General features: G+C 40.4%; 17 protein-coding genes and 1 pseudogene. All 18 read right to left on the bottom strand.

Translation table 11 applies throughout. The features are described from left to right. Positions 1-70: 70 nt before the first annotated feature. Complete coding sequence (locus L21SP2_RS14710) at positions 71-1,357, bottom strand: ABC transporter permease (RefSeq protein ID WP_024269370.1); 1,287 nt, start codon at positions 1,355-1,357, stop codon at positions 71-73. Beyond that, entirely contained in the window at positions 1,354-2,784 is a 1,431-nt protein-coding gene (locus tag L21SP2_RS14715) for an ABC transporter permease (protein ID WP_169730495.1), read from the bottom strand. The genes L21SP2_RS14710 and L21SP2_RS14715 overlap by 4 nt, the downstream gene beginning before the upstream one ends. A gap of 57 nt (positions 2,785-2,841) precedes the next feature. After that, positions 2,842-3,723, bottom strand: a complete 882-nt coding sequence (locus tag L21SP2_RS14720; RefSeq protein WP_024269372.1) for a GumC domain-containing protein — start codon at positions 3,721-3,723, stop codon at positions 2,842-2,844. Positions 3,724-3,778: 55 nt separating this feature from the next. Further along, positions 3,779-4,945: a nucleotide sugar dehydrogenase gene (locus tag L21SP2_RS14725; RefSeq protein WP_024269373.1), complete on the bottom strand. Its 1,167-nt coding sequence runs from the start codon at positions 4,943-4,945 to the stop codon at positions 3,779-3,781. 18 nt (positions 4,946-4,963) lie between these two features. After that, complete coding sequence (locus tag L21SP2_RS14730; RefSeq protein ID WP_024269374.1) at positions 4,964-5,965, bottom strand: NAD-dependent epimerase/dehydratase family protein; 1,002 nt, start codon at positions 5,963-5,965, stop codon at positions 4,964-4,966. Between the two features lie 9 nt (positions 5,966-5,974). Next, positions 5,975-7,138 carry a glycosyltransferase family 4 protein gene (locus tag L21SP2_RS14735; protein ID WP_024269375.1) on the bottom strand — a complete coding sequence of 388 codons (1,164 nt, stop codon included), beginning with the start codon at positions 7,136-7,138 and terminating at the stop codon, positions 5,975-5,977. A 14-nt stretch (positions 7,139-7,152) separates the two neighbouring features. After that, complete coding sequence (locus L21SP2_RS18165) at positions 7,153-8,232, bottom strand: glycosyltransferase (protein ID WP_024269376.1); 1,080 nt, start codon at positions 8,230-8,232, stop codon at positions 7,153-7,155. Between the two features lie 25 nt (positions 8,233-8,257). Then, the gene (locus L21SP2_RS14745) at positions 8,258-9,382 is read right to left on the bottom strand and encodes a DegT/DnrJ/EryC1/StrS family aminotransferase (RefSeq protein WP_024269377.1); all 1,125 of its coding nucleotides are present in this window, start codon (positions 9,380-9,382) and stop codon (positions 8,258-8,260) included. Further along, positions 9,379-10,011: an acyltransferase gene (locus tag L21SP2_RS14750; protein ID WP_041401678.1), complete on the bottom strand. Its 633-nt coding sequence runs from the start codon at positions 10,009-10,011 to the stop codon at positions 9,379-9,381. The genes L21SP2_RS14745 and L21SP2_RS14750 overlap by 4 nt, the downstream gene beginning before the upstream one ends. A gap of 247 nt (positions 10,012-10,258) precedes the next feature. After that, positions 10,259-11,323: a Gfo/Idh/MocA family protein gene (locus L21SP2_RS14755; protein ID WP_024269378.1), complete on the bottom strand. Its 1,065-nt coding sequence runs from the start codon at positions 11,321-11,323 to the stop codon at positions 10,259-10,261. Positions 11,324-11,340: 17 nt separating this feature from the next. Continuing rightward, complete coding sequence (locus tag L21SP2_RS14760; RefSeq protein WP_169730496.1) at positions 11,341-12,597, bottom strand: O-antigen ligase family protein; 1,257 nt, start codon at positions 12,595-12,597, stop codon at positions 11,341-11,343. A gap of 57 nt (positions 12,598-12,654) precedes the next feature. After that, the gene (locus tag L21SP2_RS18455) at positions 12,655-13,800 is read right to left on the bottom strand and encodes a glycosyltransferase family protein (RefSeq protein WP_024269380.1); all 1,146 of its coding nucleotides are present in this window, start codon (positions 13,798-13,800) and stop codon (positions 12,655-12,657) included. Between the two features lie 25 nt (positions 13,801-13,825). Further along, positions 13,826-15,283, bottom strand: a complete 1,458-nt coding sequence (locus L21SP2_RS17620; protein ID WP_024269381.1) for a hypothetical protein — start codon at positions 15,281-15,283, stop codon at positions 13,826-13,828. Beyond that, a complete protein-coding gene (locus L21SP2_RS14775; RefSeq protein ID WP_024269382.1) occupies positions 15,284-16,627 on the bottom strand; it encodes a lipopolysaccharide biosynthesis protein in 1,344 nt (447 codons plus the stop codon). A gap of 11 nt (positions 16,628-16,638) precedes the next feature. Then, the gene (locus tag L21SP2_RS14780) at positions 16,639-17,328 is read right to left on the bottom strand and encodes an acylneuraminate cytidylyltransferase family protein (RefSeq protein WP_024269383.1); all 690 of its coding nucleotides are present in this window, start codon (positions 17,326-17,328) and stop codon (positions 16,639-16,641) included. Beyond that, positions 17,325-18,383, bottom strand: coding sequence for a sugar phosphate nucleotidyltransferase (locus L21SP2_RS14785; RefSeq protein WP_024269384.1), 1,059 nt, complete (start codon positions 18,381-18,383; stop codon positions 17,325-17,327). The genes L21SP2_RS14780 and L21SP2_RS14785 overlap by 4 nt, the downstream gene beginning before the upstream one ends. Next, positions 18,383-19,558 carry a UDP-N-acetylglucosamine 2-epimerase gene (gene neuC, locus L21SP2_RS14790; protein ID WP_024269385.1) on the bottom strand — a complete coding sequence of 392 codons (1,176 nt, stop codon included), beginning with the start codon at positions 19,556-19,558 and terminating at the stop codon, positions 18,383-18,385. The genes L21SP2_RS14785 and neuC overlap by 1 nt, the downstream gene beginning before the upstream one ends. Next, positions 19,555-20,561 (bottom strand): annotated as a pseudogene (gene neuB, locus L21SP2_RS14795) (N-acetylneuraminate synthase). Before neuB ends, neuC begins: the two are co-directional and overlap by 4 nt. Between the last annotated feature and the right edge of the window lie 14 nt (positions 20,562-20,575).

A 20,575-nucleotide genomic window follows, 5' to 3' on the forward strand; every position in this document is an offset into this window, starting at 1 on the left:
ATGGGTTCTTTCCGGTCTTATTCCTGACACATGGCACTCGCTTCACTTGCCGCGCTGCGGCATTGGCGTCTCATTCCTGACGCATAGCGTCAACTGGGGCAAGACGGCTGGCATCTATGGAAGGCCTCAATGCCCCCACAAGACTGGCAGCCAGTGTGATAAGAGCTATGGAGACGAGCCATACTGCCGGCAGTTTCCATGCCACCCTTCCGTTTTCCAGGAAGAGGGTTGCAAAGCCTGCGAAGGAGAAGTCCAGCCAGGCATGGATTGCCGAAAGAACCAACACTCCCATAAACATCCCCAGCAGGAGTGAGGTTACACCCAGGAAGCCCGCTTCACCCAGAAAGAGGGCGACGGTTTTGTTCCGGGTAAGGCCGATGGCTCTAAGGGTTCCGATTTCTTTTATGCGCTCATAGACGATCATGGAGTAGGTGTTTGATACTCCGATTACAACAATCAGCAAAAAGAGGAAAATCACCCCCACAGCGACTATTGTTATGGCATCCACCAGGTCTTTGATTTCCGCAAGCTGGGCATCCAGGGTAAGAAGCATGATCGTGGGCTCTTCTATGCTGCTTCGGGCAGTGTCTCTGGCTTCCCTGCTTTGAAGGATTCGGTGTGAGATACCCGACTGCTCAAGGCTATGGCGAAGTTCTTCTATGCCGGTTCTCTGAAGGCGGGGTGTTGTAAAGTACACCCCCATTTCGTTCACCCGTTCAGCCGGAACATTCATAATAGAGTTGAGGGTTTGCCGCTGCATGTAGGATGTGTAGCCGAAGAAGCTGCTTTCGTTAAAGATTCCCCGAACGATGAGGGAGGCGGTGTTTGACTGCCCTCGGCTGGTTTTCAGGCTGATAATTACTCTGTCGCCCACCCGGGCATTCAGCCGTTCGGCGGTGGCGGTTGATATGAGCACCCCATCGGGATCGTAGTCCGAGGGAACAGTTCCGGAGGTGATGTTAAGCTCCGCCAGAACTTCAGCTTCGCGGTTCCATTCCACTCCCACAAGGCGGCGCTGACGGGCATAGTAGCCGTTGTAGAAGATACTGGCGTTGCTTTGGTAATACACACTTCGGCGGGAGACGGCTTGGACGCCGTTCAGGTCATCCACAAGATCTTCGATACTCCCGGAATCAGTGATGACAGATCGAACTCCCGCCCTGCTGAACTCCTGAAATGCTATGTGGCCGGCAAAGTAGCGGGCAGCCTTTTTCTCCACCGAGGAACTTATTCCCATGAGAAGTCCCAGCACAACAACCATGGCTGCGGTTGCAAGCACCATGGACATGATGAGGATGCGGTAGCGGGAGAGGTTTCGTGTGAAGTTTCTGAAGGAGAGCTTGAGAACCCGAATCATTGCATCGCCCTTACCGGTGAGAGCCCGAGGATTTTTTTCAGAGGATATATAAGAGATATGACAGAAACAAGCAGTGCGGCTCCAATGTGAAAGACCAAAAGTTCAGAAGTTATTTGTCCGCGAATGGAGGAGCCGCCGAATAATAACTGTAAATAGTAGTTGTCAGGTCTTGGCTGGAGGGAGTTCACTATGCCCACCCCCGCGACAGAGAGCACTATGCCAAGAAGAGCGGATCCCAGAATGACAATACCGACTTCGTAGGAAATGAGGGTGGCAACCTTTGACTTTGGAGCACCCATTGCACGCATGGTGCCAATTTCATTTTTCCGCTCCAGGACCGATAAAACAATGGCGTTCATACTTACCGATGAAGCTCCAACTATGACAAAGATGATGCCTATATTAATGAGGATGCGCAAAAACCAGACGATGAGTACATTTCCTCCAATGCTCCGTCTCCAGTCCCGTACATCATGTTCAATCTCAGGCATCTTTTGAGCGAGCAGACTGTCGATGCGCTGCACGCCCCGGGTCTCGCTTACCCTGCCGGCAAAGCGCAGAAGGACAAAGTTCCAGGCGTTACTTACCGGTCTGGCACTTTCAGCAATGGATTCATTGTTACTGAACAGTGAGTCTATTTCAGACAAGATTCCGTCAGCGGAGGCTGTGGAGCCGGTTTCATCAGTTACAGCAGAATCAGGTTGAGGGGAGGCAAAGAGGTCATCCACCGAAGAGTCGATGAGACCCTGCTGACTGTCTTCCAATACCGATGTTTCACTTGCACCGTACACGTAGCCATTCAGCCCCCGGGCTGTGTCGGCATCCACCAGGGCCACTCTGTTGAGAAGATCATCATCCACCGGATACTCATATACTCCCGCCAAAGGCACTTCACGGATTGTGAAGCTTGACTCATAGGCAACGGTGAGGGTTACAGGCTCTCCAATGAGGGAGTCTTTTCCACTTCGCTCAACAAACTGATCATAGAGATTTTTTTGAATGAGGATTCCCGATGTTCCTGGATGAGGATATGAACCATGAACCAGTTGAACATGAGGGAAAAAGGATGCGTAGCTGTCAAAATCCACTCCGAAGAGGGACCTTGCTGAAGACTGTCCGGCAGTTTTCAGCTGGGCTGCACTGCTTACAACCGGGAGTGTGGAGGAGAGCAGCTCCTCCTCCCCTGTTGTTTCATTCAGCGCATCATTCAGACGTTCATAGTCGTCGAACACAGGAGGGATGAGGTACTCACCCACCAGGAGAGCTTCTGATCCAAAGAGGGTAAAGCTGTTCTCGCTTTCGGGTGAGATACTCGCCTGACCGCTTACATTATCCACATATGCAGAGGAAAAGGATGCATCTATGAAGGCAAGAATGCTGTTCACCCCGAAGAGCAGGAAAAACGAAAGACCCATGATAATAATCATGGGTCTCATCCGTTTCATGTTTCGTTGTATATTTCTGAAGGCAAGAATGAACAAATTCTATTTCCTCTTCCAGTTCCAGGCCCGGCGGATTTTCTCCATCTCTTCAGGATCGCTTTTCACTTTGTCTGCATATTCCAGAATGAAGGCGATAAACACAGCAAGGAAGACAACCGCCATTACAATTACTACAAGGAGGACAGAGCGGGATGTACCTTCACTGTCTTCATAGATTACAGGATCGTCCATGCTCCAGGGGAAATCGTTACGATTCATGAGGACCCTCATTCGGGCAAGATCATTCTGTAGCTCTGCCAAGGGGGTAATGTCTGACTGGCGGACATTGTCCAGGGCGGACAGCTGTTGAAGTGTGGATTCGGATGCAAGACTTACAGCTGTCTGGGCGTCGCTGTGACCCCGGGTGTATTCGTTGAGAAGTCGTGCCCTGGCCTTCGTAGCAACGTCATTAAGAAATCGTTCAGCATCATCCTTATTCTGGTGGGTAAAGCGCAGGGTTGCGGTACCCTGTTTGGCATCGAAATTATAGACCAGCTGTTTACCGAGAACATTCTCCCGGAGGAATGATGCATATGCTGTGGCACTCATTCCGTTTTTGTCTTCCATGACATCTTCGTACTCTGAGGCTATGAATGCAGGGTCTGCAAACATTACTGAAACCCGCTGCTCGGGAACCAAGGGTATATAATTTTTCAGGTCTTCAGATACTACAGGGAGCTGGATGATGCGTTCAGCAGTGTAGCGGGTTCCGGGATCATAAAGGTACACATTAAACAAGGGAAAAATATAGAGCACCAGAATGGAGAGGAAAATGGCAAGACTTGCACTGGCAACCAGTAATCTTCTCCGTTTTATAAAAACAACTATAATGTCTACAAGACTTATTTCATCCGGCTGAGGGTTGTTAACAGGCTGTGTATCCATAATGATGGGTTCCTTTAATTACAGTGTACAGCTACACAGGCAGTAAGAATTTTTCCTAGTCCCTGTTGTAGAGATCCCGAGTATATACCTTATCTTTTACGTTTTCCAGCTCTGAATTCAGTCTGTTGGAAACAATGACATCGCTTACACTTTTAAATTCTTCAATGTCGCGGATTACCCGTGAATTAAAGAATTCATCCTCAGCCAGGGCAGGCTCATACACCACAACTTCAACACCCTTTGCCTTAATCCGCTTCATAATGCCCTGAACAGCAGAAGAACGGAAATTGTCAGAATTTGATTTCATGGTAAGGCGGTAAATGCCCACAATTTCCGGTTTCTTTGCCAGGATACGCTCTGCAATGTAGTCTTTTCGAGTTCTGTTTGCGTCAACTATGGCCTTAATGATGTTGTTCGGAACCTGTTCGTAATTGGCAAGAAGCTGCTTTGTATCTTTTGGTAGACAATAACCGCCGTAGCCGAAGCTGGGGTTATTGTAATAATCCCCAATCCGGGGATCCAGGGAGACCCCTTGGATTATTTCCTTGGTATTCAGCCCATGTGATTCAGCATAGCTGTCCAGTTCGTTAAAGTAGGCGACACGCAGGGCAAGGAAGGTATTGGCGAACAACTTCACTGCTTCTGCTTCTGTGGAACTTGTGAAGAGAGTGGGAATATCCTCTTTTATAGCCCCTTGTTTCAGCAGGTTTGCAAAGGTTTCTGCCCGTTCTGATTTTTCACCCACGATAATCCTGGACGGGTATAAGTTGTCATAGAGTGCCCTGCCTTCCCGCAGGAATTCAGGAGAGAAGATGATATTATCAGTGCTGTATTTCACCTTCATGCTTTTAGTGAACCCCACAGGCACGGTGGATTTTATTACCATTACTGCATTCGGATTGATCTCCAAGACGTCCTGAATAACAGACTCGACAGTTGATGTGTTGAAGTAGTTGGTTTTGGGGTCATAGTCGGTGGGAGTTGAAATGATCACGAAGTCTGCATCTGAATAGGCAGTTACTTTGTCTGTAGTGGCAGTAAGGTTCAGTTCCTTTGTTGAAAGGAAATCCTGAAGCTCCTGATCGACAATCGGCGACTGCTTCTTATTAATAAGTTCAACTTTCTCTTTTTGTATGTCCAATGCTTTAACTTCGTTGATCTGAGCTAAAAGCACTGCGTTGGATAGACCGACGTATCCGGTTCCTGCTATTGATATTTTCATATTTTCCTCGATGGTAAGTTATTCACTATAAAATAAGACCTGACCCTCAGGTTGAGGATCTATAAACTCATATTTTATCGTTCTTTCTAATCCTTCTTTCAGAGAAACAGGAGGTTTGAATCCTGTAGTTAATTTACGTTCTGAAGCAAACTGTGTTGTTGCTGTAAATTTTTTTACTCTAATCGCGGAAATTGGAAATTCCTTCTTCGTGACTTTGCTTACAAAATCGAAAAATAACCCACCAAGGTAGCCTATCCAATAAGGTATTTGCATTTTCACCTTATCTTGCTTACCTTCGACTTCCTTTACCAAAGATACAAGCTGATTCATTGATAGATCTGGTTTATCGACGTAGTTATATGTATGAATACCTGGACCGAAAGTGGTTGCATGCTGAATAAAAGCCACAACGTTTTCCACATACGCCATCGATTTTGTGTTTTGCCCATTGCCTATCATCATAAAGAAACCAGATGTTATCTGTTTAAGGAGATTATATACATTGCCTCTGTTTCGTTCACCAAAAACTACTGTTGGACGTATAATTGTAAGGCTTCTATTGTCAGGGTCCTTTTTTTGCCAGTCAGTAAAGACTTCTTCTGCCTCCATTTTCGTACGACCGTAGTCATTGAATGGATTAAATTTCCCATCTTCATCTGTATCTGCAGGGGCAAAGCCATAAACAGCAACACTTGAAGTAAAAATAATTTTCTGGATATTTAGTGATGTTGCTATAGAAGTGAGATTCCGAGCGCCTTCCACATTAACTTCATCATAGAGGCTCACAGGATTCACATTATCCTTATGCTCTGCTGCTAAATTTATGAGTATGTCTGGTGCGGATAATTTAATTTTTTCCTCCAATTCACCTACATTGCGAATATCGGCAATATAGGTTCTATCCGGAAAAAATCGACTTTGTTGCTTATCAATAATCGAAAAACTAGAATTTTCTTTGCTTAAATGAGAACTGAGTCTTGATCCAATAAAACCTGAGCCACCAACAATACAAATTTTCATAACACCTCTTTATGCAAGAACCTTAGAATGGACCATTTCAACATATTTTTGCGCCAATACTGGACGGTAATACCGACTTGCAAAATGAATCGCAGCTTCTGCCATTTTGTTGTAGACCGATTTATTTAACACAGTGTTTTCAATAGCATTACAGATTGATTCAACTTCATCATTGTCAAAAACATAACCAGCACCTGTCTGATGGACCTCACTACCAAAGGGGCTTACAGGCGTAATTATTACAGGGATACCCGCGCTACAATAATCAAAAATCTTTACAGGGTATGCCATCATAGATAAGCGATCCCGATTACGGAAAGAAAGCCCCAAGTGACAAGTAGATAGTTTTGAATTCAATTCGCTCATCGGAAGTAAGCCCTCTATATTAAAGCAATCTTCAAGCCGTCTTTCTTGAATTTCTTCAATTAAATTTAGTTTTTCTTTTCCATCAGATATGTTTAATTGAATAAGTACCTTCTTTTCCCTGCTTTTGAACCATTCAGCGACATTTAGTAGCAACATAGAATCCTGAAAGCGCCCAAGAGTGCCATGCATAAAAAGTCGGATCCCATGATCAAGACCTTTGTTACCAATCGGTGCATTCGCAATGCTTTCGGCGCCATTAGGTAAGAAGTAAAACTTCGCCTCAAACTCTGGGTATTCGGATTTCAGATCTTCTTTCATCTCCCGGGTCACAACAGAGATAATCTCTGCTTGATTATAAATAAACCGTTCAACTTTTTTTAAAATTTTGAACAGAGGATGGGACTCCTTTAGGATTCCACTTTCTGCTAATGCCAGGGGATATACATCACGAATATCTACTAGTAGAGGTATATTATTTTTCTTTGCAATTAAAGAAATAATTGCTGCAAATGAAAAGGGAGGCGAAGAAATAAATATTAGGTCTGGATTTAGCTTTTGTATGTAATATGGGAGCTTCACAACTTTTTTAAGCTCCAGAAAGATTCGCTGGAAGATCCCGCCTCTTTTCACAGAACTACCTAAAGTAATATGCTTGGATATTTGAGATTCTGGTTCTAAAGACCCTGGACTTATTAATGTAACTTGAAAATGGCTCTCTATAAAAGCGCTAATTATATAACGTAGGCGGACTGATGCTGCTTTGAGTTCACTAGGTGCATAATCACTTGCGATTAGTAGTCTTTTCATTCTGTTCTTCAATCCTAAACTCTATCTATCGACTTTAAAACATTTTCTATTTGCTTGTTATATACTCGAGATGTCTCGTTAAGCGAAAAATTTGCTACTACGAATTTCCGTCCAGCTCGCCCCAATTCGCTGCAATGATCCGGATTCTCAAGTATTGAATTCATTATCTTTGGAATTTGGTCTAACTCACTTTCAGGTACTATATAGCCAGTAGTACCATCAACCACAACTTCAGGTAATCCACCGACTTCAGTTACAATAACAGGAACTTCACAAGCAGATGCCTCAAGTACAGCTACTCCAAAACTTTCGCTCCTGGAGAGAGCAAAATAGATGCTGAGTGAGGATAGAAACTTTGGCACCTCATATTGCGAAATTCTGCCAACGAACTCAACTGAATTTTCTATTCCAAGCTCCACGCACAGATCATACAAACTGACTGCTTTTGATCCATCCCCAGCAATACGCAGCAACAAATCTCCGTTATATTGCTTTTTCCATTTTGCAAAAACTCTAATAAGCCTGTCTATCCCATAAACATCTTCTAGTCCTTTTACTGTACCTATTGCCTTTGAAGTCACATTCTTTACATTTACACGTTGAAAAAGGCGAGTATTAATACCGAAGGGCGTAATATGGACAGGTTTATTACACAAATTACGTGCTGATGTTTCAAGTATTTTGCTGGTAGCAAATATAGCATCTGCTGAATCCAGGATATATCTACTTAAAAAAAGATGAAGCCTGCTACGATGGGGAAACAGCAAAAGATCAGAGCCCCAAACTGAAATTATCCGAACACAGTTCTTTCTATATAAGGTAGATATAAATCCGTAACTGGTTGCATAGTGTGCATTTATGATATCTGGCGATACTTTTAATGAAACTAATAGGAATTTTATCGCTATTGCAAGATATGATAATTTCCCGCGGAATTTAGAAGTATAAAGAAAAACATGGCTGGGATATAAGCCAACTGGTTTATTTCGAGACCCGCCGACTACAAACACTTTATATTTTGACTTATCTAAACCTGCAACAACTTTTTGAAGATGGATACTATCCAAATTTCCTAATAATAATATTTTTTGCATCAACCCATAACCTACTTAAACATATTCAATTAAAAGGTTTTATGGATTTTATCGCTTCAACAACCTCATCTATCTGCATACTCGTCATTTCTGGCCACAGTGGTAGGCTTAGACACTGAGCTGCATTCTTCTCTGCAATCGGGAAGTCACCAACCTTATAACCATTTTCTCTATATGCTGGCTGAAATGGTAAACAGATAGGGTAATGCACTCCTGTTGCAATCCCTTTATCTCGTAGGAATTTTTGTAGCTGATCTCTTTGATTACTATGAATAACGAAAAGATGGTAAACTTGACGATTCTCATCTACACTGGGAAGAGAAATATTCTCCACTTCAGACAAAGCAGTCATGTATCGTTCGGCTATAGTAATACGCCTGTTAGTAGCATCTTGTAGATATTTTAACTTGATTCGCAAAATCGCAGCTTGGATACTATCTATTCTTCTATTAGCACCCTCAAATTGGTGCTCGTATTTTTGACCAACTTCTCTTCCATGGTTCACAAATGATTTAGAATAGCTGTAAGTATCTTTATCGTTACAAACTATTGCACCTGCATCTCCAAATGCCCCCAAATTTTTTCCTGGGTAAAATGAAAAAGTCGCAGCATCCCCCCAACATCCAGGCCCTTGATTTTCGTATGTAGCACCATGCGCTTGAGCTGAATCTTCGATTAGATAGACATCAAAAGCATCACAGATCCTTCTAAGTTGATCCATCCGTGCCATCTTGCCGTACAGATGAACTGCAAGGACAGCTTTGACATTGGATCCTTTTTCTGACTTTAAATAGCTTTCTACTTCAACTGGATTTATTGTCCATTCACCATCAATGACATCCACAAAATCCACTTCAGCACCTGTCAATGTAACGGCTTCAGAACTGGCGATAAAACTATTTGCTGGCACAAGAACTTTATCACCAGTACCTATGCCAAATGCTCTCATTACTACCTCTAGGGCATCTGTACCATTAGAACAACCAACAGCATAGGTGGTACCACAAAAGTCTGCAAATTCCTGTTCGAATGATGCAACTTCATCACCTCCAATAAACTGAGTTTTTTCAATAAGAGTTTGAAGCTTCGAAAAAATCTCATCCTTGTAGGGAGCAAATCCATCATATAAATTCATAAAAGGTATTTTCATTTTCTATACCCCTCCTTATCTTCTACCCTTGATATCTTTCTTGCTGGATTCCCGACATATATAGCTCCAGAATCAGCATTATGGACAACTACTGACCCAGAGCCAATCAGCGATTTCTTCCCGATTTTTATTCCTGGCAAGACTGTAACATTGGCACCGATCATCGCCGATTCCTCCACAATTACGCCTGATAATTTTTCTTTAACGTTTTTACTCCGAGGATACTTGGCATTGGTCAGTACTACATTGGGCCCTATCCAAGAAGAATCTTCCAGTATTGTAAATTCAGGAATAAATACCTGACTATGGATGCGTACTCCATTTGCAATTGATATGTGATGTTCTACACAGCTTTGAGATCCAATTGAAACATCATCTCCAATTGTATTTAATTCTCGTATCATGACGTGATGGCCAGTGTTAAAGTTATTCCCAATCTGATTCCCAGCATAAATGATACTGTGGCTTCTTATCTTCGCGTTATTACCGATTATGGTCCGAATTTGTGATTCGCTGCCTTGGAATGGTTCACCGATTATGCAGTATGCCCCAACTTCAACATTATCGCCCATAATCACATTATCATAAATTATGGCAGTATTATGAATTTTACTCTGCTTCGTATTCATGTTCTAGTTCGCTCAATATATTACTCAAATTTATCTGAAGTGAGAAAGCTTTCGACCAAAGTTTCAATAAGGCATTGATTGTGTTTGAGTCAAATAGTTACATGATGGAAAGATTAAAATAAATAATGTGTACACATTTTTTGGTTGAAAGTTAAGAACTTGTATTTCCATCTGGCTTCCAATAAGCTTACACACACAACAATGTCAATATTCCAATAAACTTACTTTACTGTCATTATCAGTTCCATTATATCTTACTTCTACCCAGTTTGCTTTTCTTTGGATCAAAATGAAGGAAGACTTCTTTTCCAGTTTCTGCAGATTCATAAATTGCATTAATTAGTTCAATGGATTTCCTGCCTTCTAGCCCATCAACTAGTGCTTGAGTCCCATTCTCTATTGAATAAATTACATGCTCTATATATCTCTTATGCCCGAACCCATAAACATTTGGAGGTGTCTCCTGGAATTTCTTCAGAATGGCAGTATTTTCTTCTTCTGGAACATCGCTGAAATTCCACACATCCATTTTATTAACTGCAAAACCTCCGATAACAACAGAACCCTTCTCACCAAGAATGGATAATGACCCTTCTAAATCTTTTGGACGCGTGGCTGTTGTTGCCTCTACTATACCCATTGCACCATTCTTAAATTTTATGATGGCAGCTCCTGTGTCTTCCACTTCGATATTGCTGAGCATAGTTTCTGTTCGCGCGTAAACCGAAACAGGCTCGCCCAACATCCACTCAAGTAGATCGATATGATGACTTGCTTGATTCGTTAATGCACCACCATCCATTTCCCATGTACCTCTCCAGGAATCCTGATCATAGTACTCCTGAGGCCTGCACCACCGAACACGGACCGTACCTAAAACTAACTTCCCAAACCTTCCTGAATCTATTGCTTCACGTAATTTACTAACAGGCAAATTGTATCGATTTTGCTTTACAACAAATAATCTAACCCCATGCTGATCACATACTCTTATCATTTCATCAGCATCATCGAGTCGTAAAGACATAGGCTTCTCGACAATAATATGCTTCTTGTATTTTTTCACAATATCTATCGTGTGACGAGCGTGATTCCCACTCTCAGTTAAGACATTAACAACATCTATTTCTTCATTTTGTAGCATGTGATCATAATCAGTATAATATGGAATGGAACCAGCATACATTGCCTGTTTTTTTGCTCGATCCTCCTGCAAATCACATACTGCGACTAATTCAGCTTTTTCGATTTCATTTATTGCATCGATATGCTTCTTACTAATCCTACCACAACCAATTATTGCAAATTTCATAATTACAACCTCTTAATTTAATTTTTATGCTCTTTATAACTATAGGTAATTGGCTGAGACCAATTTTTAATATTAGTTAGGCCAATTCCGAGTCCCAACACAATATACAACGGGATAAAATAATACCCCGTACTAATGGATACTATTGCTGGAATCGTAATCACGAGAGTTTCAACCATAAGAACATTCATGCTACGATTAAATTTTCTATGATACATCCGTTCCTTAGATAGTAAGCTATTTATGATTATTGCTAGCATTAAGACAAATAAGAAGAGGGATATCATACCACTTTCAACCAACATTTCTATAAAAAAATTGTGAATTGATAGAATTGAGAATCCGTTTTCTTCAAAAACCTTTTTTGACGCGCCAATACCTATCCCTAAAGGATTTTGCTGAAACAATTTAATAGACTCTTCAGTTAATAATAATCGGTTAGAAATTGAATTATCGGCACCTACACTACCAAACACGTAGTTCTTGAATATAATAAAAGAGGCTGTAATCCTCTTGGCTATTAATGAACCAAAATCAGGGGATACAACAAATATAATGAGTGATGATATTACCGATGTAATAACTATTTTAATTTTCTTTACCGTGTTTTGATTAACCAAGAAATAGTAAAATAAGTAGCCAGAAAGAACAATCAAATTCCCTCTACTTTGAGCAAAAAAAACAATTATAAGTATTAATAAAATTATTAGATACTTCCATTTATATTTTAAAGACAAAACAAATGGAGCGGCCATCAAAAGCACTGTTGTCAGATTATTTGGATTTCCACGAAAACCAGTAGGTATAAATGTAGCTGCAAAACGATTATTATACCCGACCTCAAATGGCCATCTAAATGTTGTAATAATCTCAATGCATGCTATAGCAATCTCAATTAAAAATACAAAAGCCAGAAGGTTGAATAATGGCACAATGTGATTACAATCCGAGGACATTACCATTGTCAAATATAGAACGAAAGAACCTATAGAGATAATGATGAAAGTATTAATGGAATAGTTTAGTTCCCATGACCATAACAGAGTAAAGAAATTATATAATACCCAAAGCAGGTATATAGCAATCTTATAATCCCAATAACCAATTTTATACTTTGCTGGTCTTATTAATAATACAAACAGGCTTATAGCCAACATTATATGTAAGAGATAGACACTCCCGAATGAAACACCACCACTAATATAGCCAGCAGCTATTGTAATAAGAAATACTTTATCCCAAATGGGTAATTTTTTGAATTTTGGAGAAATCATGTAATGATTATTCAGGCCCATCAATACTTTATTCCTAACACCGGAAACACCTTTTTATCAGTCACCCAAGATTGAGTTTATATATGACACAAGCAGTTCTGATTGACTTTTCCTCGAATACTGACCTATATCAATACTCTTGGGATACAATTTTTCTTCGTTACCGTCCACTAAATCTACAATTGCCTTAGTTATGTCGTTTTGCATCCTGGCTCTTCGGTATCCTGGAAATCTTTCTAAAAGTTTATGAATTCCGTAATCTGGATTAACCATTCCAATAATTGGCTTATTTAGATAAATGTAATCATAAGTCTTCGTCCCCAGTGCATATTTGGTACGATGATTAACAATCATGATGTCTGCCATAGTTGCTTTACTAAGCATCTCCTCATATCTAACTCTACCGAAATTGATGTATCGATCGGGAATGCCAAAGTGATCAAAATAATATGCAATTTCAGATTCATATTCTCCAAATTGCCATAACACGGTACGTTTTTTTGAATTCAATTCTTTTATTGCTTTTGCAAGCTCAATGCAGTCAGTTGAAGAATAGTACGCCAACTTTCCTAAAACTACTATTTTAATACTTTGCAACTCGTCATGGATTACTAGTTGTGAAGGATGTAACTTCATTGGAATATAGCCGTTGCGTATAGTAATAAACTTGCTAAAATCATTTTTTCCTAATTTGCCATATAACTTCTTATAAGCATCAGTAATTTCATCTTGCACGTTGATTACAAGGATAGCAAACCTCATCGAGATATTCTGTAATAAAAATAAAATCCTCTGCCGCAAACCTATAATACAGTTTATTTCAGGTACAATCCATGGATCTCTAAAGTCAAGCACGCATGGTATATTGAATATTTTGGATAATGTAGCTGCTATGGGAAAATAAAAGAAAGGTCCCCCTGAACAAAAACACAAATCGTAGGAACCTTTTGAAAATACTTTAATAAGAGTAAGGATCCATCTCAATATATTTAAAATTTTACTATTACTATATGTAATAATATACTCAGAATATGCCGGAGTATATTTTTCCTTTGAGATACTCTTATACGATTTTGCGCAGTCCCTCACCACTTCAACTGTATATCCTGTAGCAGATAATTCACGGATGAAAAAATCTGATCTAAGTGCTGCGACACTTAATGATGGTGATGTATGAGAAGCAATAAAAAGGATTCTTTTCATTTATGTTTTCCAAGCAAGCCTACAATTAGGATTTTTCAAACATTTTTGTAATTATTGCAGTAAAATTTTCATTCCACCTACGCTTAAAGTATTGTGATGGATCGACTTGATTCATGCGGCCTTCATAATAAAGAACCTCTTGAGGATATTGAACTAAATGCACATTTTGCATTTTAAAAAAATACTCCATATGCTCTACCCCTGGCAAGTCCACGAGAAAAAGTTTACACCCAAGCCCAAGAGCCTCAATTAGAGCTGTGGAATATACTCCGATAACAAATTCTGACTCCTGCATTAATTCATACAATCCAATGTGGTCATCCTCAATGACCTTCACATCACCCTTTTCGCTCGCCTGCTTAAGCTCAGGGTATCTACTTTTCCAACCACGGATTTCTCCAGGATGCAGCTTATAAACCACAGTGATATTTTTTAATAGGCTTTTTTGCATCTCTACGGCAAATTCAGATAATTCTTTCCCGATAGTCCCTTGTGATATAAATAGAGCTTGTGACTTTCTTTCAATCTTCGTTGAAGGAATGCTTTTTTCAAAATAAGGGAATCCAAGTACATGTACATTTTCTTCAGGTATTGGAAAGGAAATTCCTGACTTCCAATAGTTGCCAAACAGTAACAACGAATCTGGAAATAAGGTTTTAGTGTTGAATCCTGGAAATGAATAACCAAGATGATTTTGAGTTATTGTTCCGTGTTGAATCTCTGTTAGGGGAATCGATTGCTTTTTTGATGCTTTTATCAGCCCTTCTTTCCCATATGAACAGACCACGAAAATACGAGCTGGTCTTAAATGACTAAACATTAACTTATAGGCCAGATAACTGGATCTTATTTGCAATAGTGAAGTAGTTAGTATCTGTCGAATATTGATATGATGAACGCCAATGTTTTCTTTTAAATAGGTGTCCAAACTTCGAGTTAGGGTTATCATTTCATCATTCAGCTCTGCCAACCACCTCTTACCCAATACTCTCTTGAAAATGATTGAGATAAAAATAGAAAGATCATCATAATAGACTTTGTTAGGCGTTGGTGAATAGTGTTGCCAATACAAGGGTTGCTCCACTAAAAGTACTCTGTGACCTTGTTCTTTTAAGGTATCCACGATGTAATCAGTATATATATCGTTAAAGACACCATTTGGTAATTTCTTTCTTCTGGGGTTCTGAAAGATTAGAACATCTGGTCTTCTTCTGACGAACCACCAGCCCTTTTTTACTATATGAAAAATTACGAGGAATACTTTTTTTATTGGTGAATAGTGCTGCCCAGATCCACTACTCTGAGATTCACCATAGCCTAACAACTCTCGCTTCAGCTGTTCACCTAAACCAACGCGGGCCATTTCCCATGTATCAACAATCCATTCGGACCACTTTTCCCTATCTAATAGGCCAAGAGAGTCCTCCATTTTTATAATAATAGAGGTGATATCAGAAACAGATATACTTTTCTTATTGATCATCTAAGATACACTCACTAATTGTGTAAAGATAAAAGCTAATGCAACTGACATTGATGATAAAACTACCCAATGCAAGGGCCAGGACACCTTATATAAACGGTTACCTATAAAAAATGCCAAAACTGACTGCATCACATGTGAAATAATAGTAGCAATTGCAGCTCCGCTAATTCCATAGATAGGTATTAAGATGAAATTAAGAATAATATTTAGTACTGCGCTGGTTCCTGTAATAAGTGGTAAATACACAGTCTTTTTGAAGAAGAAAATAGGTGCTGAAAAAAAATAATAAAAGCTGCTTGCAAAAAAAGATATTATTATCAATGGAAAAATTTCAATGGTCCGCTGAAAGTCTGCACCGGCAAAAATACTAATAAATGGTTTTCCCAAAACAATGCCAGAAACAGCTATGAGGGTAATCAAAGCCAGCCATATTTTAAATATCTTCAGGGTTTTTTCTGACTTATCTTCAGCAGAAGATGACATAAGTTGGAAATAACTTGGCTGATATGCCTGGTTGAATGCAGTTACCAAAATAGCCATTGCATTGCCAATGGTAAATCCAAGCGTATATATACCCAGTTCTTCTATAGATACAAACTTCTCAAGTATTACCCTGTCCAGTGCGTTGTGAATATTTGCTGCCAACAGGTGAACTACAATCGGACCGCCAAAACTAAAAGCATAAATTAGTGCAGATTTTGAAGGTTTAAAAACAAAGTTTTTTGCGTAACCTTGGAAACTGATTAACACAAAGCCTGCCATCCCAAGGAATAATCCACCTACTCTGCCTAAAGCCCCCATATCCCGAGCAAGAACCAAGTAGAGAGTGGCTCCAGTTATTAGTAAAAATCGAAATACTTGCAATACGGCGGTTATTGAGAATCGCTGTTGAGCTTTATAATAAGCCACAGCATTATTTGCCATCACTTGTAGAACAACAGTTCCGAGTGTAAGAATCAAATAGGGATGAAACGGTATTCTTGCGCTACCTATTGTCCAATCATATTTGGAGCTTAATATGGCAAGAGGAAGCACTACTATCAAACCAAAACCGATGGGAATCAAATTTATCGTAAAATTGAATCTTCCTATATTTTGGATGTTTGCCTTATTTTCATAGTAGTAACGAGTCTGGGCTCCATTAAATCCAAAACCGACAACTACAGTAACAATCTGTAGAATAACTTGAAGATAGCCTACTATTCCAAAATCGGCTGGTGTTAGAACTCTTGTATATATTGGTATAAGGAAGAATCCGGAAGCCTTTACCAGCACCTCTCCAAGAGAGTAGATAGATGCACCGGCAAAAACCTTTTTAATCGAAAACCCTGTATCAGACATAATATGCGTTACTACTTCTTTGGCAAATCTAAGATGATAGCCTGAGCAAGCTTAAAATCCAGCTCAGTATCTATATCAACAGAATTTTCGCGACTCATTACCGACGCATAGATTTTTTCTGTTGGAAAGAAGCTTCGCTCTCGGATAAAGGAATCTATAGAAGAAATATACACAGCTCCATTCAACCTGTACCGCACAGATGCGTCCTGACTTCTCCGGTTTAGAAAATTATTAACAAAGGGCGATAGAGAACCATCATCGGATAATTCCATAGTCCATTCGACAGGATGATCAACTTCGCATACAGTGACAACACTATTTGCACTCTTTGAATTAAATAGCTTATAGGCGTTGTAAATATCTTCCGCGGATCTAAGCGGAGATGTTGGTTGCAGAAGCACTACTGCTGAATACGCTTCATCCAAGTGTTCAAGCACATTCAACACCACATCTACAGAACTTGCAGTGTCGCTCGCAAGTTCCGCAGCACGCTCAATACATTCTATATTTTTCTCTCTGCATTCATTGATAATGAACTGATCATCCGTGCTTACAATTATTGTATCGAAGATATTGCTATTACGAGCAGCATCTACCGACCACATGAATAATGGTTTTCCGCCAAGCTCAAGGGCATTTTTTCCAGGTAAGCGCTTACTACCTTTGCGCGCAGGAATTATGGCCACAATTTTTCCGCTCATAACAAGCGATCCAATGCAGTTTTATACTCGTCCCATTGCCCGGTATCAATAAAATCTTTCTCATTCACAGGAAAAGTAACAACCTTTTTTCCCTCTTTAATTAACCGCTCAATTAAGTGTGTCATATGGAAAAATTCACCTTCAGGAATGTACTCAAAACACTCTGAACTCAGAATATACACCCCAGTGTTTATAGGAAAAGAAAATTCCGGTTTTTCACGAAGGCCTGTTACTTCGCCACCTTCTTTAAAGTCAATCACACCATAAGGAAACTGCTCGTGTTGAATTGATGAAATGACCGTAAGCATAGCCCCGCTTTCTTTATGAAATTCATATACTTGTGAATAGTTGGTTTTAACGATTATATCGCAATTGGAAACAATGAAATCGCGCTTAATATCTTTAATCAGTTTCAGACTTGCAGCCGTACCGTTAAACTCCTTTTCCCACACATAGTTCACTTCATAATCACGATCAATTCCATCAAAATATGCCCGAATCATTTCACCGCGATAATTGAGCGTAAAGTAAAACTGGCTGATTCCATATTCTTGAAATCCGTCAATGATTATTTCCATGATTGTGCCGTTCCCGATGGGAATCAACGGCTTTGGCAATACATTAGTAAAGGGCTCCATGCGCGTACCCTTTCCACCCGCCATAATCACAACCGGAAGATCCAGATCACCATCTCTGTGCGCTACTTTCTTGTGAGACGATGGCAAACTGATAATATCAACAACACGATTATTCGCATTTACCCGGGGTGCGAAAGAAATATCCCTGGCTTGCATCTGTTCATACGCCTTATGCAGATCCTCAACCGGTCCAATGCTTAAACAACTTCGGTTACACATCCCGCCAACAGGTTCTTCAATAGAATAATTCTGCAGGATGAATCGGCGAATATCTCCGTCTGAAACACTTCCAAGCAATACTTCATCATTATCTACAACAAATAATACTTTGGACGCAACCTTATCCAGCTGGCGCATAGCTGTCTTTACAGACTGATCCTTGTTTATCAGTAAATCATCAACAATAATTTCCTGCATTAGTTATCCTCACTGATTGATATGGGATAGAATTTTTTTTGCACAAGATCAGAAAATGATCTGATTTCGGAGATTATAGAAAAAATATTTTCGGAAGTTTTTCCATCTCCATAAGGATTTGAGGAAGATGTAAAAACCTGCGCAAATTCAGCTGAAAGTGCGGTATCAATAGCTTGAATGATATCACTCTTTTGACAGCTGCAATCTATTACTCCTTCGGGCCGTGTGCGTCCTTTCTGACGATCGCCTATGTTTATCACCGGAGTAGCCAAGGCAGGAGCCTCTAATATACCGCTGGAAGAATTTCCGATCACAACATCAGCAGCTTTTACGAGACTTAAATATCTCAACACTCCAAGGGAATCAAACAAAGCCGTGGTATCAGTATGCTCTGAAACATATTTTTGCAGTGCCTTGTTGATTTTACGCCCTTCGTTATCTGCATTTGCTTTTGTAAAGACAATGAATAAATCATCCCGAGCCTGGAGTCCGGCTAGTAACTCACGAATCTGGTGCTCTACTGCCTGGGAGTTAAGTGTAACAGGATGGTATGTGACTACGGCAACCTTCGTATTGGATGGAATGCCTAAATCTGAAAACAGTGACTGTCTGGATAACAGGTGCAGATTTTTTATGTTATCGATCCCGATTGCACCGACATTGAAAACAGAATTTGGCTGCTCTCCCATTTGAATCACGCGGCGGCGGTACTGTTCTGTGGCAGTGAAATGCAGATGACTCAATTTTGTAATGGCATGGCGAATACTATCATCATAAGCGCCTTCTGTAATTTCCCCTCCGTGCAAATGGGCTATAGGAATTTTATGTACCAAAGCTGCTGATGCGACCGATAGCATTTCATATCTGTCGCCCAAAAGTACAAGCAAATCAGGATTGAATCTTGCCAACACTTCGCCGAATGAAATCATTCCAAGACCCATGGCTTTCGTAACACCCACAGGACTGTCAGACGAAAGTAAAATTTCAACATCCTCACTCTCATCGAACAAATCAGCCTGTATCTCACCCTTGGTATACCCGAACTCCGGTGATAAATGCGCACCGGTTATAATCCCCTGGATCCTAAACATACCGGATGATTTAAACTTCTGTATCAAAGGAAATAAGAGACCATATTCAGCCCGGGTAGCAGTCACAAAACATATAGCTTTCATATAAGCTCATCTTTTTTATAATCACGGGATGCTAAAGAACCAATTACCTGGTCCCAATGAATCGGCGACACACCTGTTCCAGGCCTTTTTACGGTTATATTATCCGTGGAAAACTGTTCACCTTTCTTGATGCTTGTTTTAGCAACAACCGATTTCCGGGCAGCAGGTCGATTCTTTTGCTCTGATGCACTGGGAATTTTTCTGCCGCTCCCTAATGCAGCCTCGATATTTCGGACAGACTTCACCATGTCATTCAATTCAGAAGGCTCCAATGAAGCAGCATGATCGGGTCCGGGCAACGATTTATTGAGCGTGAAGTGTTTCTCAATCACCGTCGCTCCCAGTGCTGCAGCTGCGATCGGGATTTCAATTCCAAGAGTATGGTCCGAGTAACCAACATTTACTTTAAAGCCATTTTTAATGCTATTCATAGCCAACAGGTTAACATCGCTCATAGGAGTGGGATATTCAGTATTACAGTGCAATACAGTCACATCGTTGCTATCAACGCCCTCATCTTCCAGGGTCTTGAGGGCAAACGCTATCTCATACATCTCAGCCATACCGGTTGAGAGAATAATCGGCTTTTTATGTTGTGCTATCATCCTGAGATAAGGAACGTTGGTTATCTCACCTGAAGGAACTTTCCAAAACGGTACATTAATATCAACGAGTAATTGAAAACTCTCTTCATCGAAAGGAGTAGAACAATAATCAATACCTTTTTGGATACAGTATGCAGCCAGCTTTTTATGCTCCTCGAAACTCAATTCAAGAGTTTTCAGCATATCATACTGTGTTTCCCCGGAACCCGTAGAATTTTGCTGGTACTCTGCTTTTTTGCATCGGCCGAGACTAAAAGCTCAGTCTTGAAGGTCTGGAATTTCACACAATCCACGCCTGCATTTACACCGGCATCAATAAGCTCAATTGCCCGCTCAAATGAGCCGTTATGATTCACACCTGCCTCGGCAATTATATAGATAGGCTTTGTTCTTTCCATCTTGATGCTCCTAA

Source organism: Salinispira pacifica, assembly GCF_000507245.1.
Taxonomy (GTDB): Bacteria; Spirochaetota; Spirochaetia; order DSM-27196; family Salinispiraceae; genus Salinispira; species Salinispira pacifica.